At 37.6% G+C, this 24,073-nt stretch carries 27 protein-coding genes; 11 read left to right on the forward strand and 16 right to left on the reverse strand.

The window, feature by feature from the left end; genetic code table 11:
* Positions 1-118 precede the first annotated feature (118 nt).
* The 12 genes from LUD75_RS02230 to LUD75_RS02285 form a co-directional block, all read right to left on the reverse strand.
* On the reverse strand, positions 119-859 hold the full coding sequence (locus LUD75_RS02230) for an intradiol ring-cleavage dioxygenase (RefSeq protein WP_232704093.1): 741 nt from the start codon (positions 857-859) through the stop codon (positions 119-121).
* A 103-nt stretch (positions 860-962) separates the two neighbouring features.
* Positions 963-1,643, reverse strand: coding sequence for a LytTR family DNA-binding domain-containing protein (locus LUD75_RS02235; protein WP_232704094.1), 681 nt, complete (start codon positions 1,641-1,643; stop codon positions 963-965).
* Between the two features lie 3 nt (positions 1,644-1,646).
* The gene (locus tag LUD75_RS19165; protein WP_232704095.1) at positions 1,647-2,786 is read right to left on the reverse strand and encodes a histidine kinase; all 1,140 of its coding nucleotides are present in this window, start codon (positions 2,784-2,786) and stop codon (positions 1,647-1,649) included.
* Positions 2,787-2,826: 40 nt separating this feature from the next.
* Complete coding sequence (locus LUD75_RS02245) at positions 2,827-3,246, reverse strand: PIN domain-containing protein (protein ID WP_232704096.1); 420 nt, start codon at positions 3,244-3,246, stop codon at positions 2,827-2,829.
* Entirely contained in the window at positions 3,246-3,500 is a 255-nt protein-coding gene (locus LUD75_RS02250; protein WP_232704097.1) for a DUF6364 family protein, read from the reverse strand. The genes LUD75_RS02245 and LUD75_RS02250 overlap by 1 nt, the downstream gene beginning before the upstream one ends.
* A gap of 110 nt (positions 3,501-3,610) precedes the next feature.
* A complete protein-coding gene (locus LUD75_RS02255; protein ID WP_232704907.1) occupies positions 3,611-5,692 on the reverse strand; it encodes a M3 family metallopeptidase in 2,082 nt (693 codons plus the stop codon).
* Between the two features lie 297 nt (positions 5,693-5,989).
* On the reverse strand, positions 5,990-7,843 hold the full coding sequence (locus LUD75_RS02260) for a monovalent cation:proton antiporter-2 (CPA2) family protein (RefSeq protein WP_232704098.1): 1,854 nt from the start codon (positions 7,841-7,843) through the stop codon (positions 5,990-5,992).
* On the reverse strand, positions 7,840-8,364 hold the full coding sequence (locus LUD75_RS02265; protein ID WP_232704099.1) for an NAD(P)H-dependent oxidoreductase: 525 nt from the start codon (positions 8,362-8,364) through the stop codon (positions 7,840-7,842). Before LUD75_RS02265 ends, LUD75_RS02260 begins: the two co-directional genes overlap by 4 nt.
* A 171-nt stretch (positions 8,365-8,535) precedes the next feature.
* Positions 8,536-9,333 carry a TPM domain-containing protein gene (locus LUD75_RS02270; RefSeq protein WP_232704908.1) on the reverse strand — a complete coding sequence of 266 codons (798 nt, stop codon included), beginning with the start codon at positions 9,331-9,333 and terminating at the stop codon, positions 8,536-8,538.
* Positions 9,314-9,745, reverse strand: coding sequence for a TPM domain-containing protein (locus LUD75_RS02275; RefSeq protein WP_232704909.1), 432 nt, complete (start codon positions 9,743-9,745; stop codon positions 9,314-9,316). The genes LUD75_RS02270 and LUD75_RS02275 overlap by 20 nt, the downstream gene beginning before the upstream one ends.
* On the reverse strand, positions 9,742-10,338 hold the full coding sequence (locus LUD75_RS02280) for a LemA family protein (protein ID WP_232704100.1): 597 nt from the start codon (positions 10,336-10,338) through the stop codon (positions 9,742-9,744). The genes LUD75_RS02275 and LUD75_RS02280 overlap by 4 nt, the downstream gene beginning before the upstream one ends.
* An 84-nt stretch (positions 10,339-10,422) precedes the next feature.
* Positions 10,423-10,794, reverse strand: coding sequence for a helix-turn-helix domain-containing protein (locus LUD75_RS02285; protein WP_232704101.1), 372 nt, complete (start codon positions 10,792-10,794; stop codon positions 10,423-10,425).
* 91 nt (positions 10,795-10,885) lie between these two features.
* Here LUD75_RS02285 and LUD75_RS02290 point away from each other — a divergent pair, with 91 nt between their 5' ends.
* The gene (locus tag LUD75_RS02290; protein ID WP_232704102.1) at positions 10,886-11,881 is read left to right on the forward strand and encodes an NADP-dependent oxidoreductase; all 996 of its coding nucleotides are present in this window, start codon (positions 10,886-10,888) and stop codon (positions 11,879-11,881) included.
* A 59-nt stretch (positions 11,882-11,940) separates the two neighbouring features.
* Here the strand turns inward: LUD75_RS02290 and LUD75_RS02295 are convergent, their stop codons facing one another.
* The gene (locus LUD75_RS02295; protein WP_232704103.1) at positions 11,941-12,084 is read right to left on the reverse strand and encodes a hypothetical protein; all 144 of its coding nucleotides are present in this window, start codon (positions 12,082-12,084) and stop codon (positions 11,941-11,943) included.
* 55 nt (positions 12,085-12,139) lie between these two features.
* Between LUD75_RS02295 and LUD75_RS02300 the strand changes: the two genes are divergently transcribed.
* A complete protein-coding gene (locus tag LUD75_RS02300; protein WP_317207309.1) occupies positions 12,140-12,358 on the forward strand; it encodes a cupin domain-containing protein in 219 nt (72 codons plus the stop codon).
* On the opposite strand, the gene mazG is transcribed toward LUD75_RS02300, so the two are convergent.
* The 3 genes from mazG to LUD75_RS02315 form a co-directional block, all read right to left on the reverse strand.
* Positions 12,359-13,129, reverse strand: a complete 771-nt coding sequence (gene mazG / locus LUD75_RS02305) for a nucleoside triphosphate pyrophosphohydrolase (RefSeq protein WP_232704105.1) — start codon at positions 13,127-13,129, stop codon at positions 12,359-12,361. It lies immediately after the preceding gene.
* 179 nt (positions 13,130-13,308) lie between these two features.
* Positions 13,309-13,755 (reverse strand): PH domain-containing protein, encoded by a 447-nt coding sequence (locus LUD75_RS02310; RefSeq protein WP_232704106.1) that lies wholly within the window; start codon positions 13,753-13,755, stop codon positions 13,309-13,311.
* The gene (locus LUD75_RS02315; RefSeq protein ID WP_034966562.1) at positions 13,755-14,405 is read right to left on the reverse strand and encodes a protein-L-isoaspartate(D-aspartate) O-methyltransferase; all 651 of its coding nucleotides are present in this window, start codon (positions 14,403-14,405) and stop codon (positions 13,755-13,757) included. The genes LUD75_RS02310 and LUD75_RS02315 overlap by 1 nt, the downstream gene beginning before the upstream one ends.
* A gap of 190 nt (positions 14,406-14,595) precedes the next feature.
* Between LUD75_RS02315 and LUD75_RS02320 the strand changes: the two genes are divergently transcribed.
* From LUD75_RS02320 to LUD75_RS02360, 9 genes are all read left to right on the forward strand, one after another.
* A complete protein-coding gene (locus LUD75_RS02320) occupies positions 14,596-15,573 on the forward strand; it encodes a beta-ketoacyl-ACP synthase III (protein ID WP_232704107.1) in 978 nt (325 codons plus the stop codon).
* 127 nt (positions 15,574-15,700) lie between these two features.
* Positions 15,701-16,525 carry an SDR family oxidoreductase gene (locus LUD75_RS02325; RefSeq protein ID WP_133945872.1) on the forward strand — a complete coding sequence of 275 codons (825 nt, stop codon included), beginning with the start codon at positions 15,701-15,703 and terminating at the stop codon, positions 16,523-16,525.
* Between the two features lie 310 nt (positions 16,526-16,835).
* The gene (locus tag LUD75_RS02330) at positions 16,836-17,864 is read left to right on the forward strand and encodes a Gfo/Idh/MocA family oxidoreductase (RefSeq protein WP_232704108.1); all 1,029 of its coding nucleotides are present in this window, start codon (positions 16,836-16,838) and stop codon (positions 17,862-17,864) included.
* A gap of 371 nt (positions 17,865-18,235) precedes the next feature.
* Positions 18,236-19,201, forward strand: coding sequence for a Gfo/Idh/MocA family oxidoreductase (locus LUD75_RS02335; protein ID WP_232704109.1), 966 nt, complete (start codon positions 18,236-18,238; stop codon positions 19,199-19,201).
* Positions 19,202-19,206: 5 nt separating this feature from the next.
* Positions 19,207-20,022, forward strand: coding sequence for a M23 family metallopeptidase (locus LUD75_RS02340; protein WP_232704110.1), 816 nt, complete (start codon positions 19,207-19,209; stop codon positions 20,020-20,022).
* A gap of 13 nt (positions 20,023-20,035) precedes the next feature.
* Positions 20,036-20,650 (forward strand): hypothetical protein, encoded by a 615-nt coding sequence (locus LUD75_RS02345; protein ID WP_232704111.1) that lies wholly within the window; start codon positions 20,036-20,038, stop codon positions 20,648-20,650.
* Between the two features lie 3 nt (positions 20,651-20,653).
* On the forward strand, positions 20,654-21,652 hold the full coding sequence (locus tag LUD75_RS02350) for a DNA adenine methylase (protein WP_232704112.1): 999 nt from the start codon (positions 20,654-20,656) through the stop codon (positions 21,650-21,652).
* A gap of 114 nt (positions 21,653-21,766) precedes the next feature.
* On the forward strand, positions 21,767-22,660 hold the full coding sequence (locus tag LUD75_RS02355) for a 3-hydroxybutyryl-CoA dehydrogenase (RefSeq protein ID WP_232704113.1): 894 nt from the start codon (positions 21,767-21,769) through the stop codon (positions 22,658-22,660).
* A 73-nt stretch (positions 22,661-22,733) separates the two neighbouring features.
* Complete coding sequence (locus tag LUD75_RS02360) at positions 22,734-24,068, forward strand: hypothetical protein (protein ID WP_232704114.1); 1,335 nt, start codon at positions 22,734-22,736, stop codon at positions 24,066-24,068.
* Positions 24,069-24,073: the final 5 nt, after the last annotated feature.

A 24,073-nucleotide genomic window follows, 5' to 3' on the forward strand; every position in this document is an offset into this window, starting at 1 on the left:
GGAAAAAAAATAAACTTATGAAAATTATTATGGACATCTATATCTACGAGAGACGCCGGATTACAGATGTTAAATTTTAGATTTTAAATTAAAACTTTATAATTAATTAATTAATTAATTACGCATCCACTTTGATCGTATGCGCCAGCTTAAATCCTTCGCTCACACTCCCGGTGATTGTACTCATCTCATTTGCCGTTCCATCACTGAAGACATTATCATTCGAGTTGTAAGTGTAGCCACTCATTCCACGGTAACCACTGCTTGCATTCACCAACTCCACCTGACTTCCCGATCCTTCCGGAAAAGCAATCTGCGTGATGAGTAGTGACGTCCCCACATTATTATAGATATGAACGTGAATATGCGTCGCTCTCCCCAGATACCAACCCGGAAAAACTGATATGTAACTCACCTTTCCATTCTCATCCGTCGTCTGCCTGCCTCTGAGGAAATGATAATTTGTGTAATCTGTAGACTGCATTCCCGTTCCGCCATATTCCGAATAATTTCCGTCTTTGTCACAATGCCAGATATCGACGATCACGCCTTGCAAAGCTGCACAATTGGCTTTTACGTTTTGAATTGTCAAATTAATTTCAAAAGGAACGCCTGTTCTGTCACCAGTAATATTATTCTGGATCAGTGTCGATGGGGATTTGGTGGGGAAAGGACCTTCCGTTTCAGAATTGGTCACTGCACAGGCTGTAGAAACGGAATTATCTATCGTCACATCTTCGCCTTCATTATCCTTATTTCTGCAATGCAGTACAAACGGTGCTGCCACTACAGTTACGCCTGCTAATCCCAGACTTTTCAGGAAGTCTTTCCTGCTCACCATCCTCATCTTTCTAAACATTTAAGTTTTACAGGACAAAAGTATGATGATAGGGAAAGTGAAAGAAATTTTTGAGGAAAACAGCAGAAATGTGTCGATTTAAATGCGAAATCTTAAAGGAATCTTAATAATATCCGATGATTTTCTTGAGATCATCTTTATAAGTTTCCCCAACCGGAATGATAAAATCTTCCAGATGAATATTCTTGTTGACAATTCCTTTAATCGCTTTGATTGGAAGAATGTAAGATCTGTGAACACGGATAAAATCTTTTTCAGGAAGCTTTGCCACAATATTTTTCATCGATGATCTTGCGGTGATCTTTGATGCGTTCTTGAGATGAATCTGGATATAATCGTCCAAACCTTCAATCAGCTTGATGTCTTCAAATTCTATCTTATGAAGTTTGTAATCCGCCCGGATCAGGAGATGCTGAGACTGCAATTCTGTGGAAGATTTGAGAGCTAATTTCTCAACAGCCTTTTGAAACCTGTCAAACGAAAAAGGTTTGACCAGATAATCAATCGCATTGACATCAAAAGCATCAACGGCGTATTCTGAAAATGCGGTGGTAAAGATCACTTTTACATCCTGAGATAAGCTTTTATAAAAATCCAATCCATTCTTATTTGGCATTTGAATATCCATAAAAATCAGATCTACGGGGAACTTTCGCAGATATTTCTCGGCATCACTTTGCTTGTGGAAAGTCTTTTCCAGATTGATTCCTTCCACCTTCGAAGCAAATGTTTCGATGATTTTGAGGGCAAGAATTTCGTCGTCGATAGCGATGGCTTTTATCATAAATTATGAACTGAGATCCAGATTTAGTTCTACAAAATACGATTTTTTATTTTCTTCGATATTCAGAGTGTATTTCCCCGGATAGAGTTTTTCCAGACGTTCGGTTGTATTTTTCATTCCAACTTTTGTAGATTCGTCTGCGGCAGAATGATTGACAATATTATTAAACACCTGGAAATTAAGTTTCTCGCCTTCCAATTTCAATTCAATGGAAATCTTGGAATTCTCTTCGGCATTCACACCATATTTAAAAGCATTCTCTATGTAATTAAGAAGAATCATCGGGACAATTTTTACATCCTCGGTCACGCCATTTTCTGTATAATTAAAATCAAGACTATCATCCGTTCTCATCAATTGCAACGCGATATAATCCTTAATATAAAATAATTCTTTTGACAACAAGACAAAGTCATTTTCGCTTTCCTCCACGATGTAACGCATTACATTTGAAAGTTTCAAAATCCCTTCCGATGCGTCATCAGATTTAATTAATATTAATGAATAAATAGAATTGAGCGTATTAAACAAAAAATGCGGTTGCAGCTGATACCGCAGATTGAGAAGATCTGCTTTTGCCATTGCACGCTCCATTTCCTTCTTCTTGATGGATTGATAGAGGAAAAATGAACTGAGAAACGAAAACAAAAATGGCAAGATGCTCGAAACATATTTCCTGCTGAAAGAATCATCTTTTCTCATGTGCGGCGGTGGAAAATTATGAGCTTCAAACTCTGCTTTTTGTTCCGGTGATAAATTTTCTGGAGGCGGCGGAAAATCTTCAAAGTGAGAAGAATTTTTCGTCGATTGGTTCGAAATCTGATTCTGGAAAAAATCAAACTTCGGATCGCCTCCGTGGTCATCTGGAAATATAGAAAAGGGAAGTGTACAAATCCATACATACGAAACGAAAACACTTACCCAATAAAGCAAAAGTCTTCTTTTATCATACAGTTTCGGCAAAAGAAAAGCCAGATTCAGATAGAAAAAAACAATGAACAAAACATATCTTGAAAAGTCTCTCTGAAAGAAAGATGAACTGAGCAAACGCAAGCTGCTATCCAATTCCGGCGATGATAAAACAGGGATCAGGAGCAGTAAAAGGATCAGGACTATGTGATAGTAGATGTTTTTGTCTTTCACAGAAATTGTAAATTATTGACGAAGTTAATTAAAAAATCATTTAATTATTTTTGAATGTTTGAAGATAGCTTTCAGCATTGATAACCGGAATCAAAGCATTTTTAAAGTCCTTTTCGTTTCTGGTTACAATCACATTACAGTTGCTGGCTAATGCACTGAAATATTGCATTCCATCCTCAAAATCTTTGAAATTAGAATTAACAGCTTTTTCTACAACCTCATTGTCCATCAAAGAAATGTCGCATAGCAATTTGAATTTTCTTATTTTTTCTAAGGCGACTTTACTATTTTCAAACTTGGAAAGAATGTAATACGCAGTCGTAACAGATGTAGGCGAAATTAATATCTGAATTTTTTTTTGATCTGCTAAAGTCATGAGTTTTGCTGCCGGCTCGTAAAAACCTTCCCGCTCTCCAAGAAAATCAATAATGATATTGGTGTCCAAAAATAACTTCTGCATCATCTATATTTTTTATCCAAGTAATCAACGTGGTTTTCTCTGTCTTTTTTGTAATCATAATCAGCCGGAATGCTTTTTCCACTGGAAATACTTTTAACGAAAGGAGAAATCTCAAAATCATCATTTTCTTCATTGGTCAATGAATCAAGATAGTTTTCTATTAGTCTGGAAAGGCTCAATTTTTTATTTGAAGCGTATTTTTTAGCTCTTTCTATGACGTTATTATTTAATTTTAAAGTCAGTTTGGAATCCATAATACATTATTTAGACGTACAAATATAATTAATTTTTACGTACTATAGAATTCATTATAAAAAAAACGTTCCCAAAAAATGGAAACGCTTTTATACAATTGATTTAAACTCTATTTAATAAAACCTCTGCTTCTCAATAAAGGTTTAATGTCAGCTTTGTGGCCAGTAAAACCTTCAAATGCTTTATTTAAGTCAACACTATTACCAACCGAAAGAATATATTTTCTGAAACGGTCACCGTTTTCTCTGGTAATTCCACCATTCGCTTTGATCCATTCCCAGGCATCAGAATCCAAAGTTTCCGACCACAGATAAGCATAATATCCCGCCGAATAGCCGCCGCCCCAAATGTGGGCAAAATATGGTGTATGATATCTTGGCGGCACTTGCGGTACGAGCAAACCATACTTGTTCAAAGCTTGTTTTTCAAAATCCAAAACCGGAATTAGTTGGCTGTCAGAAGTCACTGTGTGCCAGTTCATATCCAAAGTCGCAGCCGCAACAAGTTCCGTTGTGGCATAGCCTTGGTTGAAGTTGGAAGCTTTTTTAATCTTATCAATCAACGCTTGTGGCATAGGCTGTTTGGTCTGATAATGCAAAGCGTAATTTTTCAGAATCTCCGGTTCCAAAGCAAAATGCTCGTTGATCTGAGAAGGAAATTCCACAAAATCTCTTGGCGTATTAGCGCCGGAAATTGAGGCATATTTCTGATCTGCGAACAAACCGTGCAGCGTGTGACCAAACTCGTGGAACAATGTTTCTACATCATCATAAGAGATCAACGATGGTTTTCCCGGCGCTGGTTTCTGGAAATTATAAACATTCAAAATCACAGGCTTCTGACCTAACTGATGTGATTGCTGAACGAAGTTATTCATCCACGCGCCGCCACTTTTGTTGCTTCTGGTGTAGAAATCCAGATAATATAAGGCTAAAGATTTTCCGTCTCTGTCATAAACTTCGTACGCAACCACGTCTGGATGGTAAGTTGGAAGATCTTTTCTAACCTTGAACGTTATTCCGTAGAATTTCTCAGCAGCGTAGAAAACGCCTTTTTCCAAAGCAGTTGTTACTTCGAAGTAAGGTTTGATTTCGTTATCATCAAGATCATATTTTGCTTTTCTCACTTGCTCGGAATAGAAATTCCAGTCCCAAGGTTCAACCTTAAAACCACCTTTCTGCGCATCGATTACTTCCTGAATTTCCGCCGCTTCACGATTTGCCGTTTCAACGGCTGGTTTTGCCAATTGCGCCAGAAGTCCCATTGCTGCTTCAGGCGTTTTTGCCATTTGATCCTGCAAACTCCATTCTGCGAAGTTTTTCTTTCCGAAGAGTTGCGCTTTTTGTAATCTTAGTTTCGCTAATTTCTCAACCGTTTCTCTTGTATCGTTGGCGTCTCCTTTTTCAGCCCTTGTCCAGGAAGCTTTGTAGAGTTTTTCTCTGGTTGCTCTGTTTTTAAGATTCTGCAAAAGCGGTTGTTGTGTTGTATTTTGTAAAGCCAAAAGATATTTTCCTTTTTGTCCGGCTTTCTCAGCGTCGGCAGAGGCTGCAGCGATGTCGTCTGCGGAAAGTCCGTCCAATTCTTTGACATCAGAAATCAAAACGGCGCCGTTCTTTCTGGCTTCCAACAATTTGTTACTGAATTGGGTTGCCAAAGTTGCCAACTGCTGATTGATTTCCTTCAGCTTTTCTTTATTTTCCGCGGAAAGATTTGCACCGGCCAATTCGAAATTGGTAAGATAAAACTCAGTCAGTCTTTTGCTTTCGGCATCGAGCTTATCGGTTTTTACGGCTTTGATTCTTTTGTATAATTTTTCGTTCAGTGAGATTTTGTCAGAATGGGCTGCGAAGATTGGCGCAAATTCTTCTTCCAGTTTTTGAAGATCATCATTGGTGTTTGAACTCGTGAGATTATAAAAAATGATGGTTGCTCTTCCCAACGTTGGTCCGCTGTTTTCCAAAGCAAGAACCGTATTGTCAAATGTCGGCGCCGCTTTGTCATTCACGATTTTATCAATGTTTGCCAATTGTTCTTTCAAACCAAATTCGAAAGCAGGTTTGAAATGCCCGTCTTTGATCTTGTCAAATTCCGGAGCCTGATATTGTAGGGTACTTTTTTTTAGAAATGGATTATTGTTCATAGCTTTTTCTGTAGTTGCAGTAGTCTTTTTCTGCTGGGCATTGATCATCATATTTCCTGTATTAAACGCAATAAACGCTACTAGCAATGATGTTTTTATTTTCTTCATAGAATATAAATTAATTGGGAATAAAAATAAGGAAAAGTGAGGAAATAATCGACTTGCTTTTTTAAAGTAATGATCTCTGAATTAATTAACTTGCTACATAAGGATTTAGTGAAGACCAATGTTTCTTTTACACTGAATCTGCAGCCCGACTTGAACGGATCCTAATGTAAATCGGGAGGAAGTGGAAGGCGGAAAAAGCTGCCCAAATAACTCTCATCTATAGCTGCCCAAAATATTGTATTACTTATCCTCATCATCATCGCCACTCCAATGATTTTCCTCGAAGGAAATACTGTCGAGCGCCAGCAGCTGTGCTTCACGCTCAAGAGTTTCCCGAAGTGTGAAAGTGACCATATTTTCGTCCTTTTCCTTGGCCAGTCTTCTCGTCATTGCCTTATCAATAATCATAAAACGCTTGCCCATTCTTCTGGCGGTATATTTTCGCATTCCGTTTTCTTTGAGGATGTCAACGGCCATATCCACGGCTGTTCCCAAGGTTTCACGGTAAATATTGTCAACTTTTTTATTAAGAAATTCATACGCATCCAAACGGTTTTTGGCTCGCACGAAAATTTTGATGTCCGGGTAATTTTCTTTGACATAATCGACCAGAAATTTATTTTTTTCGGGATCATCCAGACAGATGACGAGCAATTCTGCTTCCTCGATTCCCGCCGAACGCAGCAACGCCGGCTTTGTCGCATCGCCATAATACACATTGAAACCGTTGGAACGCAGTAGTGCAACACGATCCGGATCATTATCCAAAACGGTGGATCTGATGCCGTTGGCTTTCAGCAATCTTCCGACGGTACTTCCAAAATAGCCGAATCCGACAATGATGATTTTTCTTTGTTTTATAATGCCGAGTTCTACATTTTCTTCGGACTTCTGCTGAATAAAATATTTGTCCAGAATTTTCTCCTTGAAGATCAAAAGCAGTGGCGAAATACACATTGTAATTGCTACAATAGCCATCAGTTCTGAGTTGGCCTGATAATCAATCAAATATAAACTGGCAGAAAAATTAATCAAAACGAACGCAAATTCTCCCACTTGTGATAAGGCAAATGCGAGGAAAAAACTCTGCTCGTTGTTCATTTTGTAATACTTTCCGATTCCGAAAAGGACAACGGCTTTAATCGCCAAAACAATAAACGCCGCCGTAAAAATGAAAACCGGTTTCGATGCGATAATATCGAAGTTAATGGTTGCGCCTACACTTACGAAAAACACGGCCAACAACAAGCCTTTGAAAGGATCGATGTTACTTTCCAGCTCGTGGCGGAACTCACTATTTGCCAGCATCACACCTGCAATGAAGGCACCCAAAGCTGGACTTAATCCAATGGAAATCATCAGTTCTGAAACACCGATGACGAGAAATAGTGATGCGGCGGTCAAGAGTTCATTGAGTCCGGATCTGGAAACAAATCTCAGGAACGGAATGAAGATATATCGACCTAGCAAAATTAAGGCTAAAACGGCTCCAATCACCGTAAAAGGCTGTAGCCATTCGGGAATGAAGTGCAACAATACCTTCTCGTGGTCTGCCTGTGCTATTGCTTTTTGCGATTTTGAAAGGAAAGGCAGCAATGCCAAAATCGGAATGACTGCAATATCCTGAAACAGTAAAATTGAAAATGAAGATTCACCGCTAACGGTTCGGAAAAGATTTTTCTCCTTCAGCGTCTGCAAAACGATTGCCGTGGACGACATTGCAAAACAGAGCGAAATGATAAAAGATTTTTGAAGTCCAAATCCGGCAACGTAAAACACGATGAAGATTCCGACAATACTCAGCAACATTTGACTGAGACCTAATCCCAGAATCCGTTTTCTGATCTGCCAGAGTTTCTGCGGTTCCAGTTCCAATCCAACCAAAAATAACAACATAATGACGCCTAATTCCGATGCGTGCATAATATCTTCGGCATCTCTTCCTGTAAATTGTAAGCAAAAAGGGCCAATTAAAATCCCACCAAGGAGATATCCAATCACGGAACTCAAACCCAGTTTTTTCCCCAGCGGCACCATAATGATGGCAACGCCCAGAAAAATAAGGATCGTCATTGCAATTGAATTTTCCGTCATTCTATTTTCAGTATTTCTGATAATTCTTTACAAAAAACATCCAACTGTTTCTCATCCAGATTATCTGCGTTGTAAATGATATGTGTTTTTTTGAGTTCTATATTATTGATATCCAGCGAGACCTGCAAACCTATCAAAAGACTTTCTGCACTCGTTTTATACTTTCCTTCCTTGGAATAATTCCCTTCGCTTCCGCCAACGCTTGTGATGATCAGCGCATCTTTTCCCGATAAAATATTCAGCTGTCCTTCCGAAATCCACCGCATATCAAACACCTCATCGATCCAAAGTTTCAGCAACGGTGGCAATCCAAACCAAATGATGGGAAAATGAAAAATGATTCTTTCAAACTCCACAATCCGCTTGCGTTCCCGAAAAGGCTGAATATGAAAATCCGGATAATCTTCGTACAAATCGCGGAAAGTTACATTTGGCATATTCTCATAACATTCCAGCAATCTGACATTAGTTGTCGAATGTTCAAAATAAGGATGTGCAAAAAGTACCAGTGTTTTTTTCAAAGAAACTGCGATTTCAGTAAATATAATGAAAATATAGCGAGAAATAAAGCGTTAAACATTAATATATATTCATAATAAATAAGAAGTGTTAACAAAATTTTAAATTAAACCAACAAAAAATCAGAACCTAAATTAGATTCTGATTTTTTATTTTATCATTAAAGATCAAATTTACCATCCACCAGAAGCACCGCCGCCGCCGAAACTTCCGCCGCCTCCAAAGCCACCGAAACCGCCGCCGCCACTGCTTCCGCCGCCAAATCCACCGCCGCCGAAACTGCCTGGGAATGGGAAGAATCCGCCGCCGTATCTTCGACTTCCTTTTCTGGAAAGCGTGTAATCATCGTCATCATCGTTGTTGCCTCGGTTGTTTCTGTTCATTATGCTGATTAGGATAATGATGATAATGACAATCAAAAGCAGCGATCCAATATTGATCCCGCCGTCTTTGTTCTGCTTCTTAACAATCGGTTTGAATTTCCCCTGAACCGCCTCCATTATCGCAGAAGTTCCACGGTCAATTCCATTGTACCATTCGCCTTTTTTGAAACTTGGCGTTACAAGATAATCCAAAATCTGTCCCGCAACCGAAGCTGTCAAATATTGTTCAACTGCTCGGCCTTGCTGAATAGACATTGTGCGGTCTTCCGTGGCAATTAAAAAGACTACACCGTTATCAACACCTTTTTGTCCTATTCCCCATTTCTCACCATACATTGTTGCGAGGTAGTTCACATCTTCACCACTGGTTGTTGGGAGGATGATGACCTCGATCTCTGTAGAAGTAGAGTCTGAGAATTTGATCAGTTTTTGATTCAGCGCATCCTTTTCACTTTCTGAAAGCAGATTGGCTTTATCATAAACCGGATAAAGTACAGCCGGTTTTTCGGGCACCAACTGAGCTTTGGAAAACAATCCAAAAATCAGAAATAATGCGAAAATAAAACGTTTAAGAGAAGCTGATATCATTGGATAGTTCATTGACATTTTCCCCATTGACAGGGAAATATTTTTTCAGTTCAAAGCCCGTTTTCAGGATGGCATCTTTAAGACCACCGAAATAATTTTCCTTTACAAACTCAGCCGTGATCTCATCATGGATCGTGTCCCAAAAAGATTGTTTCACTTTCTTGTGAATGCCTTCGTCGCCAATGATCGTGAGATAATGCTGTTCAAAATTCACATAGAACAGAACGGCATTTCTTTCCTTGGTCAAATGCATTTCCAAAGATTTGAAAATACCGAAAGCTTTCTTTGCAAAATCATCTTCAGCTGTGGAATCTATATGCACACGAATCTCGCCCGAGGAGTGATCTTCAGCTATTTTGATGGCTTCCACGAGGGAAGCCATCTGAGTATTTGTGAGAAAATGATTCATTATTCTTTAAAAGTATCAGGTGCTTTTTCTGCGCCTGCTTCTGCTTTGAAATATGGTTTTTCTTTGAAGTTCGAGAAGTTTGCGATCACGTTGTTTGGGAACGTTTTGATGTTTGTATTGTATTCTTTCGCAGCATCATTGTAATAAACTGTTTCGGAACGGATGCTGTTTTCAATCGCCGTGTATTCTCTTTGGAAATTGATGTATTGCTGATCCGCTTTCAAATTAGGATAACTTTCCACAACGGCCATCAATCTGCTTAATGAGCCACTTAGTTCGCCTTGTGCTGCCTGGAATTTTGCCATATCAGCTTCTGTCATATTTGTAGGATCGATGTTGATAGAAGTCGCTTTTGATCTTGCCTCAACCACTTTTGTCAAAGTTTCCGTTTCAAATTTTGCGTAGGATTTTACCGTTCTTTCAAGATTCGGAATCAGGTTAGCTCTTTTCTGATACACTGTTTCCACGTTTGACCATTTTGCATTCACGGTCTGTTCCTGACCTACAAATCCATTTCTAATTCCGACTGCCCAAAATCCAATGACTGCTATGATAGCAACAATGACGATGACAGCGATACAACCTTTACCTTTCATAGTTTGATGTGTTTTAAAATTTTTAATTAAACCAAATATACAAATTATATGCTATGATGAAATTTATTTTTAATAATGTTAAAACTAACCTTCAATAATTTTCTTTCTGTGACCAATTCCCCACTGGACAAGATTTTCTGTGAGCGGCGTCACACTTTTCCCGTATTCTGTAATGGCGTAAAAAACCATTATTTGATTCCCATCCTCTACCGTTCTTGTAATTAGGAGATTGGTTTCCAGGTCCTTTAGTTCTTTACTGAGCATTTTTGCAGAGATTCCATTAATTTCGCGTTGAAGTTTTTTAAAATGTAACTTCTGATGTTCACGATTGGTCAAATATCTCAATATCATCAGCTTCCATTTACCACCCAGAATATCGAGACAGTCTCTCATCGCCATCAGTTCTTCACCGCAAGTTGCTTCTCTTTCTATAATATCTACAACAATTTTACTCATATCGATTTCATTAAGGTAACTAGTAACCTTTGGTTAACTACTAACAAATTTAAAGCTATTAACCAATAACTTTGTATTAAAATAAAATAATATGAAAGCTATTATTCTAGACGACAACAATCAGCTTAAAGACGAAACCGTCACGCTAAGACCAATAAATCCAGATGAAGTCCGAATCAAAATCATCGCTTCCGGCTTCAATCCCATCGATTATCAGATGCGGGAAAATGAACACGAAAAGAAATATTTGTTTTCGAATATTTTAGGCAGAGAAGGCTCTGGACGCATCATTGAAACTGGAGAAAATGTAAGCGGTTTGAAGATTGATGACGAAGTTTTTTTCGTTTGCGGAAGTATGGGAAGCAACGGAACTTATGCTGAAGAAATTATTTTACCTCAAGGTATTGTTGCGAAAAAACCAACTTCAACCAGTTTTGAAGAAACAGCTGGCTTACCTTCTATCGGAATCACAGCTCTACAAATCTTTAACAGAGTTGATTGGAATCAAACAGGAAATGTTTTAATCACCGGCGCATCTGGCGGAGTTGGGAATTTTGTTTTGAGATTGATTTTAGGAAATTTAAATAAGAAAATTGTTGTCACAGCTGGCAATCAGGAAAGTGTTCAGCAATTGATCAATCTTGGACTTAATGAAAATCAAATCGTCGATTACAGACAAGATAATTTAACTGAGAAAATTTTAGAAATCAATCAAAATCAGAAATTCGATTTGGTCATCGATGCAGTCGGAAATCAATTATCAGAAATCTCCGCCGATGTCTTGAAAGCCAACGGAATCTATGCCAATGTTACCCATTTCATCACACCAAAAGCCAGCGATTCACTCTTCGGAATTGGTGCAACGATTCTCAATATTTCAAATTTTATTTATGCAAAAGAGAAGAATTACAATCATTTCAGAAAGTCTCTCAATCAAATAAAACAATACATCGACGATGGAAAAGTCAAAACTTTACCAATTAAAATCGTGGGCGGACTTTCTGCTGAAACAGCCGAGAAAGCGCAGCAATTATTAAAGAATAATCAAACGCAAGGCAAAAAATTAATAATGCAAAATCAAGAATAAATAAGCAACATCAAAGCAATTCCAAGAAGAATCATCACAGGAACAAAAGACGGAAAATCTTACATCGCAAAAGATGAAATCGTCACCAATGTATCAGAACATTTTCCCGGATTAATCATTTCCGACGTATGGCAAACCAGCAAAACGCCGACAACTTTTGAACAGGAAAAACCGATAGAAAATTCTGCAATCCCAAGTGTCATTAAAAATGGAACTTATTTCCGCTACGTCCAGATTCCGCCAGATGAAAAACTGGGAATTGAAGCACCTGCTGGACAACCTCATCCGCTGATGCACCAAACCAAAAGTCTGGATTATATCATTATTTTGTCGGGAGAAATTTTTCTGATTACCGATACAGATGAAACGCTTTTGCAAGCCGGCGACATCGTCATCCAAACCGGAACCAATCACACCTGGAGCAACCGTTCCAACGAAAATTGCATCCAATTGGCAGTTCTGATTGATGCCGAATAATTACTTATCAAAAACCTTAGCCTCTTCCCAAAGTTCATCCATTTCCACAAGTTTCAAATCGGAAAGGTTAAGGTTTTTCGACCTCGCAATGTCCTCCATTTTCTGAAACCTGGAAATGAATTTCGAGTTCGTTCGTTCCAAAGCCGTATCCGCATTCAAGCCCGAAATTCGGGCATAATTAATCAAAGAAAAAAACACATCGCCCAACTCCTGCTCTTTTTTATCAGCCTCAGTTTCTGCGTGAAATTCCTCCAGCTCCTCTTCCACTTTCGCCCAAGCATCTTTTGCAGAATCAAATTCAAAACCAATCCCCTTTACTTTATCCTGAATTCTGTAAGCCTTGATAATCGGTGGCAAACTCTTCGGAACGCCTTCCAAAACAGAATTATTTCCTTCCTTCAGTTTCAGTTTTTCCCAATTTTGTTTCACCGCTTCTTCATCTTCCGCAACAGCGTCGCCGTAAATATGTGGATGCCGGAAAATAAGTTTTTCGTTCAAAGAATTAATCACATCAGCAATATCAAAACTCTCTTTCTCCGACCCGATTTTCGCATAGAAAACCAAATGCAGAAGCACATCGCCAATCTCTTTTTTGATTTCCAAAAGGTCATTATCCAGAATCGCGTCAGACAATTCGTAAGTTTCCTCAAGCGTCAGATGGCGCAAACTTTCCAAGGTCTGCTTCCTGTCCCACGGGCATTTTTCCCGCAAATCATCCATTATATCGAGAAGCCTTCCAAAAGCCTCCATTTTTTCCTCTCGTGTGTTCATAAATGATGAATGATATTTTATAAATGATTACTAATTCTATTTTATTTGGGCAGCTTAATCCGCCTTCCGCTCCCTCCCGATTTTATATCGGGATCCGCTCAAGTCGGGCTGCGCTTCGCAAAGTTCAACATTTGTCTTTCAAAGTCAATTTCCATCAACTTTCAACCAACAACCATCAACTATTTTCTCACATTTTCAATAATGATATGACTATTCACTTTCAGCAATTCCTCCAAAAATTCATCTTGATTTTCAGGTGTGATGTAAAGGTCGTTTTTATTTTTCGAAAAGATGATAAGTCCGCCCATTGCAGTTCCACATTTATTAAAACCGCTCCACATCGTTTCTCCAATTCTGATTTTTGTGATTTTAAAAATATTAATTCTGAAAATATCAAAAATAATATTCACAATCAATTCCTCGTTTTTGATTTTAATTTTAATGAAGAAAAAACTAATTAGAACTAAAATATTAATACCAGCCGAAATAAAAACCATAATCAACCAGGAAAGCCAAGTGAGATCTTCATCAAAAAAAGATGAAATCACACTACTACAAAGCAAAATTGTAATTATAAAATATATTGAGGAATAAATCCAGTCTCTTCTGCTTTTATAAACTTTCATCAGTGTGATTTATTTTGCAACATCGGCACGAACTTATAAACCCCAAATTCCTCCTTCTCAAACTGAGTATCAGAAATCTTCGTAAATCGGTAAAGAATCTGTTCATCGGTCTTTCCGAGCGGAATGACCATTTTACCGCCAACTTTCAATTGTTTCAGTAATTCGGTTGGAAGCACTTCTGCACCACAAGTTACCAAGACTTTGTCAAAAGGTGCAAACGTTGGCAAACCCGCAAATCCATCGCCAAAACTCTGAAACTTCGGACGCAAATCCAATTCTCTGAAAAGTTTATGAGAAAAATCAAACAGGTCTTTTTGACGCTCAATCGTGTAAACCAAAGCTTTCATTTTGATAAGAACCGCCGTCTGATAACCGCAACCAGTTCCAATCTCAAGGATTTTTTCGCCTTCTTCAACTTCCAACAATTCGGTTTGTTCCGCAACGGTTGACGGATGAGAAATCGTCTGTTTCGCCAAAATCGGGAAAGCGCGGTCTTCGTACGCATAATCCTCGAAAACACTTTCGATGAAAAGATGTCTTGGAACCTCGTTCATCGCAGACAAAACAAAACCGTCAGTGATTCCAATCTTCTGATGAAGATAATCCATTAATTGTTTTCTTTTCCCTTTGTGAACGTAAGTATCTCTCATTATTGCTGTTAGTTCTTTGTATTATAACTTGCAATTTCCGAAGGATAAATTTAAAATCCAAACAAGAATCATAATTTTAAACATTTATTAAAAATTTCTACCTCAATCAGATTAAACTTTATAAATTTGATTGTTTTTTTACCAAATATTTAAATAAACTTTTAATTAATTGAATGAACGAATGGATGTTATGCAGAAAATAAGAGCTTACATTAAAGGAACTGGGTCTTACGTTCCACCAAAAATTTTAAAAAATGACTTTTTCGAAAAAGTAGGTTCGTCCGACGAATGGATTTTTAAGAATCTCGGAATCAGAGAACGCAGAATTGCAGAAGGTGAAGTCACCAGCGATTTGGCCTACAAAGCCGGACTGAAAGCTTTGGAAAACACCGATGTAAAACCAGAAAATATCGATTTAATAATCGTCGCCACTTCAACACCAGATAGACAAGCGCCATCCACAGCGTGTTTCGTGCAGGAAAAAATGAATGCGCCACAAGCCGTTGCCTTTGATATTTCGGCAGTTTGCTCAGGCGGACTTTATGGAATCGCAATCGGCTGTCAGTTCATAGAAACCGGAATGTATAAGAATGTTTTGGTCATTGGTGCTGATACTTTTTCAACAATTACGGATTGGGAAAGAAAAGATTCAGTTTTCTTTGGAGACGGTGCAGGCGCAATTTTGTTATCTGCAACCACAGAAGACAAAGGCTTTTTCGATTTCAAACTGCACGCAGACGGAACGGGGAAATATCATTTTAATATTCCAGCAGGAGGTTCGGAAATGCCGGCTTCTGAAGAAACTTTGAAGCAGAAACTTCATTATTTCCAAATGAACGGAAAAGAGGTTTTTGAAACTGCAACCAGAGTTTTACCAGAAACCATCGACGAAATCTTGGAAGCCAACAAAATGACTTCCGACAACGTAGATTGGGTAATTCCACATCAGCCAAGCATCAGAATCCTTCAGGAAACCGCCAGAAAAACAAATATTCCTTTCGAAAAGGTGATGACGAATATGGACAAATATGCCAACACTTCCGGCGGAACAATCCCAATTGTCCTTGATGAAACCTACAAAAGTGGAAAAGTAAAACCAGGAAACATCTTGCTTTTTGCAGCCGTTGGCTCGGGTTGGACTTGGGGAACTGCGCTTTACAAGGCATAATCGATAAATGATGATTGATGATTGATAAATGATAAATGATAAATGATAATTTGATTATTAAAATAAAATCAGACAAGATTATAAGGTCTATAATCTATTCGTCTATAATCTTAAAGTCTTAACAAAAATGTTAGAAAATCAAACTTTCCTGATTACAGGAATTGCAGATGAAAATTCTTTGGCGATGAAAACCGCTGAGAAAATATTAGAAAACAACGGGAAAGTCGTTTGCACAGGTTTGGGCGTGACACCTTTCCACAACAATCTTTCTGAAAAAGCGGCTGGATTTCTCAATAAAAATTATGAAGATTTCGAATCTGCTTGTAAAAAAGTTTTGGGCAATGATGTTTACACCGCGCCTTTGGATGTGACACTTCCGGAAAGTTTAAAGTTCCTTGCTGAGGATTTAAAGAATAAAGACATTCAGCTAAATGGATTTCTTCACGCGATTGCGATGGACAAAACCATCCGAAACAAATCTGTAAAACCGATGCTGGAGGTAACAGCTGAGGAATTCAATGATACGATGAATGTTTCGGCGTTTTCATTGATTTCGTTGTGTCACGCTTTGCTGTCCAATGGTGTTTTGCAAAGAGGTTCTTCGATTGTTTCGTTGAGCTACATCGCGGCGGAAAAAGTCTCGTTTTTCCCTTACATCAATATGAGTATTGCAAAAGCGGCCCTCGAAAGGCTAACGATAGAAATGGCTTATGAATTGGGAAAAGAATACGGAATTCGCGCCAACGCCATCAGATTTTCACCTTATATGGGAAGCAAAGCCGGAAATGCAACGCTGAAAATTGAAGATGTGGAAAGAGCTGACAGAATCAGTCCACTTGGAAATGCTTTGCCTGAAGATTTGGCGCACGAGATTGTTCATCTTTTCCGAAAAGAAACGAGAATTACTGGCGAAATCCGTCACGTGGACGGCGGTTTTCACATTATGGGATAATTTGGGTTTGAGAGTTGGAGAGTTTGAGAGTTTTGAAGGTCTTCGAATCCGCTCAGAGCGACAAATCTAATTCCTAACTGTTTATTTTCAGCGATGTCAGACTGAGGCTCTCGAAGCCATATCTCTATTAAGTTTAATAACAAATCTCTCGCAGATTTGGCGGATTACGTGGATTTATAAAAATTAAGTCTGCAAAATCAGCTTAATTTGCGAGATTTTATTTTAATTTTCTGTGACTTTTGTGGTTTTATTTTAAATTTATTGCGACTTTGCAAGACAGAAATCATTTCAAATTAATTGTAAAAATTTTATGAGAAAAATAAAAACAGCTTTGTTGGCTTACGGCGGTTCCGGGAAATTGTTTCACGCACCGTTTTTCGAAGTTCACGAAGGTTACGAATTATTGGGCGCTTATGAACGAAGCAAAAAATTAATTCAACAAGATTATCCGGAAGTCACGAGCTTTGATTCTCTCGAAGCCGTTTTGGAGAGCGATGCGGAATTAATCGTAGTGAATACGCCAATCGACACACATTTCGAATTCACAAAGAAAGTTTTGGAAGCTGGGAAAAATGCTTTGGTGGAGAAAGCTTTTACGACAACTTCTGAGGAAGCTGAAGAATTGCACAAACTTGCCAAAGAGAAAAAACTGAAACTCTGTGTTTATCAAAACCGAAGATATGACAGTGATTTCAAAACTGTGAAAAAGGTTTTGGATGAGGATTATCTTGGCGAAATCGTGGAAGCAGAAATCCGCTTCGAAAGATATAATCCGGAACTGAGCCCGAAAGCGTGGAAGGAAAATGGAAATCCGGGCGCGAGCATTTTGATGGATTTGGGTTCGCATATCATCGACCAAGCTTTGACTTTGTTTGGTTTTCCTGAGAAAGTTTTTGCAGACATCAGAAGGACGAGAGAGAATACGCAGATTGATGATTATTTTGATATTTTGCTTTATTATGCTGACAAACGTGTGAGATTGAAATCCAGTTATTTCGTGAAAGAACCAACGCCGGCTTATGTTTTCCACGGCAAGAAAGGAAGTTTCCTAAAACATCGTGGCGACGTGCAAGAGGATGAATTGAAATTGGGAAAAGTTCCGAATCGCGAGAATTGGGGAACGGAGCCGGAAGAGAAAACCGGACTTTTGGTTTACAATGACAGAGTTGTCCACTTCCCTACTTTTCAAGGGAATTATCTTAATTTTTGTGATGACCTTTATGAGGCGATTGTGAACGATAAGAAAGTTCCCGTAACGGCGAAACAAGCTTTTCAGACGATGAAAGTGATTGAAGCGGCGAAGGAAAGTTCTGAGAAAGGGAAAATTGTTGCTTTGTAAAAAGAGACTTCGACTCCGCTCAGTCTGACATTTCGAATGTATATTTCCATAATATTGTCATTCTGAAAGAATCTAAACTTAGCTGTCGAGATTCTTTCAGAATGACAAACGTTGTGATTATTACAAATCTTGTTTTTATGTAGAATCTGCAGCCCGACTTGAACGGAGCTCTTTTTTTCATTGCGAGAATTGTAAAGTTCTATTGATTGACAAAGCCTCAATCGCAATGAAAAAAAAGCGGGAGTGGAAGGCGGAAAAGCTGCCCAAATCATATTTAAAATGATAAGACTCAGAAAGTTTAAAAATTCTGAGTCTTTTTTTATGTTGGTTGGCGATAATTCTTAAATTTACGTCTTTAAGAAAAATTAGCTATGATAAAAGCCGGACTTGTGGGCGCGGGACATTTGGGGAAAATCCATTTGCGATTGTTGAATCAATCTGAGAAGTACGAACTCGTTGGTTTCCACGACAAAGACGCAGAAAATGGCCGAAAACTGGAAGCGGAATTCGGTTATAAATATTTTGAAAGTCTCGAGGAACTTTTGAACGAAATCGAAATGTTGGATATTGTGACGCCAACGCTTTACCATTATGATTACGCATTGAAAGCGATTGAAAAAGGCATCCATTTTTTCATTGAAAAACCGGTGACACAAACGCTGGAACAGGCGGAAGAAATTCTTCAAAAATGCAACGAATTTGGAATCAAGGCGCAGGTTGGTCACGTTGAACGTTATAATCCAGCTTTTATTGGTGCGAAAGATTATATTAAAAATCCAATGTTCATCGAGATTCACAGACTGGCGGAATTCAATCCGAGGGGAACGGATGTTTCTGTGGTTTTGGATTTGATGATTCACGATCTTGATATTTTGCTGAGTCTGGTGAAGTCGAAAGTGAAGTTGATTCACGCCAGTGGTGTTTCGGTTGTGAGCAAAACGCCGGACATTTGCAATGCGAGAATTGAGTTTGAAAACGGTTGTGTGGCGAATCTGACGACGTCCAGAATCTCAATGAAAGCGATGAGAAAATCGAGGTTTTTCCAGCAAGACGCTTATGTTTCTGTTGATTTCCTGGACAAAAAATCCGAAGTTATCCGAATGAAACCGGCGCCGGAAAATCCATCCGACTTTGATATGATTATCGAAAATGCGGAAGGCGAAAAAAACCAAATCCTTTTCGAATATCCGAACATTCAGCCGAATAATGCGATTCTTGATGAATTGGAAAGTTTTGCCAATGCTATCAAATATGACGTTCCTGTTCAGGTTTCTTTGGAAGATGGAACGGAGGCTTTGAAGGTGGCGCTGGAGATTATGAGGTTGATTCAGAAATAATTGATATGAAATATTTAGTATTTCTATTGTTAAGTATAAGTTATTTCTCGCAAACTATCACCTATAAACCCAATGCAAAGGTATTTCACAAAGATTTAGGTGATTCAATTCAAGTGTACTACGAAAATAATGAAAGTTTCCCCTTAACTTTTAAATATACACAAACTGGTTCAAACATCATCACTACTGTAACAAATGAAACATTTATAGTTGCATTACCTAAAGAAAACAAACTTTTCAATACAGTACACCCTAAAGATCCTTATATAGAATGGAGCTTTAATTATGATACAAAAGTTACAACAGGAGATTTGTTAAATCAAAAAAATCTCGATTACGTATATTCTCTTCCTTTTGAATCAAACAAGTCTGTATTTATAATGCAAGGTCCTTTTTCAGGTAAAACTCATAAAGAATTAAATGCCTATGATTTTGGGTTAAAGCTAGGAGAAAAGGTTCACTCAGCTAGAAAAGGAAAAGTAATTTTTGTAAAGGATAACAGTAATGAAAACTGTTTCAATGAAAGTTGCAAAGAGAAAGCAAATTCAATTGCAATTATACACGATGATGGGACTATGGCTATGTATGGGCACTTAAAATTTCGTGGTTCATTAGTTAGAATAAACCAGGAAATAGAAGAAGGTGAATTAATTGGTTATAGTGGAAATACGGGATATTCATCTGGAGCGCATTTACATTTTGAAATTTTTTTACAAGATATTACTAATGGAAAAAAAATAACAATTAATCCAAAGTTTAAAACTAAAAACAATCCCTCTGGCGAATATATTGAACCTGGAAAATATTATATAAAACCATAAGATTTTAAATAGAATGACTCTCCTTCAACTAGAATCTGAACTCAAAAAACGCCTGAATTTTCCTTACAACTGGGGAAGAAAGCAGTCTGATGGTTGGGATTTTAAAACCAAATTTATTTATCAGACTAAAGATTTTGAAAGCTTGGAAAATCAATGCAAGGATTTTGATGAAGGTTTGAGAAACTATGCGTTTAACCGCTGGCTGAATTTCTGGTCTGCAAAAGCCGTTGAGTATATTTTCACATCAAATCATCTTGTTAAAAAAGAAGAAAATCAATTTTCTAAAACGGTAGATTTTTATATTTCGGGAATTCCGTTTGATCATAAAAGCAGTGTTTTTCCGAGACAATTAGGGAAGAGTTTTGATTACGCCGTTGATCATAAAAAAGAATTAATTGAATGGCTATATAAAAATCAGAGTCAGCAAGGAAGGAAGCACCACGCCAATCGACTTTTCATCATTTTCTATGATGAGCAAAATGGAGAACATTGGAAATTGAAAACCGAACTGACCTTAATCAAAGAAAAAATCACAGAATATCTCAGCAATTTTTCGAGAGACAATTTAGTTTCCTTAAATTTGGAATCTCACGAGATCCTTTCTGACATCATTTGGATCAAAGCTTAATTCATGAATTACATCGGTTCCAAAAACAAACTTTCGGATTTCATCAAACAAACCGTTTATAAAATTGTTGACAAAGATTTATCCAACAAAATATTTTGCGACCTCTTTGCAGGAACCGGAATTGTCGGACGGAATTTCAAGGCGGAAACCAAAAAAGTCATCAGCAATGATTTTGAATTTTACAGCTACGTACTGAATCGAAATTACGTCGGAAATCATGAGAAATTTAATGATGAAGATTTGATTGCTGAATTGAATTCGACTGAAGGAAAATCTGGTTTTATTTCAGAGGAATATTCGGAGAATGGAAAATCGGAAAGGCTTTATTTCTCGGAAGAAAACGGGAAGAAAATAGATGCGATCCGACAAAAAATTGAAGATTGGAAAATCTCTAGGAAAATAAATGAAGATCAATATTATTTCCTGCTGTGTTCACTTTTGGAAGCTGCCGATAAAATTGCAAACACGGCTTCAGTTTATGGTGCTTTTCTTAAACAAATTAAAAAATCTGCTCAGAAAAATATGGAAATCATGCCATCCTTTTTTGAATTGACTGAAAACTCACACGAAGTTTATAATGAAGACAGCAACTCATTAATTCAAAAAATCGAAGGTGACATTCTGTATCTTGATCCACCTTACAATGCCCGTCAATACGGCGCCAACTATCATCTTTTGAACACGATTGCGAAATACGACAACTTCTCTCCGAAAGGAAAAACGGGACTTCGGGATTATCAAAAATCAAAATACTGCAGCAAACCGGAAGTTCTGAAAACCTTTGAAGACCTTATTGAAAACGCAAAATTCCAGCATATTTTCCTGAGCTATAACAATGAAGGATTGATGGCGGAAAGCGATATTAAAAAGATACTTTCCAAATTCGGGAAATATGATATATTTACAACCGAGTATCAGCGTTTCCGGGCAGACAAGGAAGATAACCGAAATCATAAAGCTTCGAAAACGACGGAGTATCTTTATTATCTTGAAAAGCAGTAATTAGGTTTTAGGCGTTAGGTTTTAGACTTTACTACAAATCAATATTTAAATAATTAAAAATAATATAAATGAAACCGAAAGGTTCGTGAATTCATAAATAAAAAATATTAAATTATGAACAAAAACATTGTTGTAATAGGCGCAGGAACTATGGGAAACGGGATTGCGCATACTTTTGCCCAAAGTGGATTCCAGGTGAGTTTGGTAGATGTGAAACAGGAAAATCTTGATAAAGCCCTGAAAACGATCACCACCAATCTGGACAGAATCATCGCCAAAGGAAACCTGACTGAGGAAGAAAAAGCCAATACTCTTGGAAACATTACAACATTTACGGATCTTAAAGATGCAGCTCCCAATGCTGATCTGATTGTAGAAGCAGCCACAGAAACCCTGGATTTGAAACTGAGAATCTTTGCGCAGATGGACGAACTTTCGCCAGCCCATTGTATTCTTGCTACCAACACATCATCCATTTCTATCACTCAGATTGCAGCTGCGACGAAACGTCCTGAAAAAGTCATTGGAATGCACTTTATGAATCCGGTTCCGATTATGAAACTGGTGGAAATCATCAAAGGTTATTCAACTTCGAAAGAGACATTTAATGAGATTTTTGAACTGAGTAAAAAATTAGGAAAAGTTCCAACAGAAGTGAATGATTATCCAGGATTTGTAGCCAACAGAATTCTAATGCCGATGATCAACGAAGCGATTGAAACACTTTACAACGGCGTTGCGGGCGTGGAAGAGATCGATACCGTAATGAAACTGGGAATGGCACATCCAATGGGACCTTTACAGTTGGCAGATTTTATTGGTCTTGATGTTTGTCTTGCAATCCTGAATGTGATGTACGACGGATTCAAAAATCCGAAATATGCACCAAATCCTTTGCTGGTCAATATGGTAATGGCCGGGAAAAAAGGTGTGAAATCCGGGGAAGGTTTTTACGATTATTCCGAAAGTAAAAAAGCAGAAAAAGTTTCGAAAATGTTTTTAAAATAATGGTTTAGAAACCGCAAACACTAATTTCAGACTTTGTCATCTATGATTGGCAAAGTTTTTTTATTTTTAATAAATGATTTCTATAAAACTAAATCCAAAATCCGAAAAATTCATTCAGTTATTTCTAATTATTATTACCTACATAATGATTGTTCTGAGATTTCTGCTGAATGAAAAAGGACGTGTGAGTCCCGATTCCATCAGATATATGAGGCAATCTGAAATATTTCCAATCATTGACAATACGACGGCGCCACTCGGCTATCCATTATTCATCAAGTTTTTCACCTATTTTGGAATTGATGATTTCTGGAGCAGCAAATTGATTGGAATCTTGGTTTATACATTCCTCTTATTTTTCGCTTACAAAAAACGATTTTTCTTCAAAGAACTGTTGATTGCATCGGCACTTTTCAGCTTTGTGAGTATTTTTTCTTTTACGATGGCGGAGGCTTTGACGTTTCCGTTCGTTATTCTTCTTTTCTATATTGCGAATCAAATTTTAAACAATAAAATCTCTACCAAAAGCGGAATTTTCTATCTGAGTTTCATTTTAATTTTATTAATCAATATTCGTTACAGCGCTTTGTTTCTGTGTCTTGGAACCGTGTTTTTTGGTTTGATCAATTATAAAAAATTCTACTGGAAAAGTTTTGTGATTTCGGGAATTATCGGCGTTGGATTTTATGGCTTGTACAAGGTTTTGTTCATCGATTATTTTAATGAAAATTACATTAACACTTTTCTGGAAATAGGATTGAAACCAACTTCCCAGCTTTTGACCGAATTATTCCAAGGTTTGGCTACAACTTTTGATCCTTTCATCCACATTGCAGATCCAAACGGCGGAATTATCAATTACGGAATCTATGGCATTGGCGTTTTGACAATCATTGCAATGGTTTTTCTATTCATCAAAACAAAACTTTCCGAAACGGAGAAATTCATTTTAATCATATCTCTTGTAAGTATCGTTTGTTCGTATTTCATTCAATATGTGTATTCAGTCAATGCCATAGATTACAGATTACTGGCACCGTTTTCTATTGGAATTTGGCTGGTGTTTTTCGGGAAATTATTTCAAATATTTGATAGTTTGACTTATTCCATCGCATTTTTGAGTTTGATGACGGGATTTGTTTTCACCTGGTTGTCGAAGGGTGATTATCTTGAGAACAGAAGCGTTATTTCCGAATATCTTGAAAAAGAAAAATTGAAAAATGAGACTTTGAAATTCTATATCAAAGATGAGATTAAGCTTGATGAAGTTCAGGTTGCGGAATTAATCAGCACCGTGAATCCAAAAATATACGTGACTTTTGACCCTCGAGATACGCTGCAAAAGAAAGTTCTGACGAAGCATAAGGTGGAAAGTAAAATCCGTATCAAAAAAAATAATTATCAATAATTGTT

This window comes from Epilithonimonas sp. JDS (genome assembly GCF_021261315.1).
GTDB lineage: Bacteria > Bacteroidota > Bacteroidia > Flavobacteriales > Weeksellaceae > Epilithonimonas.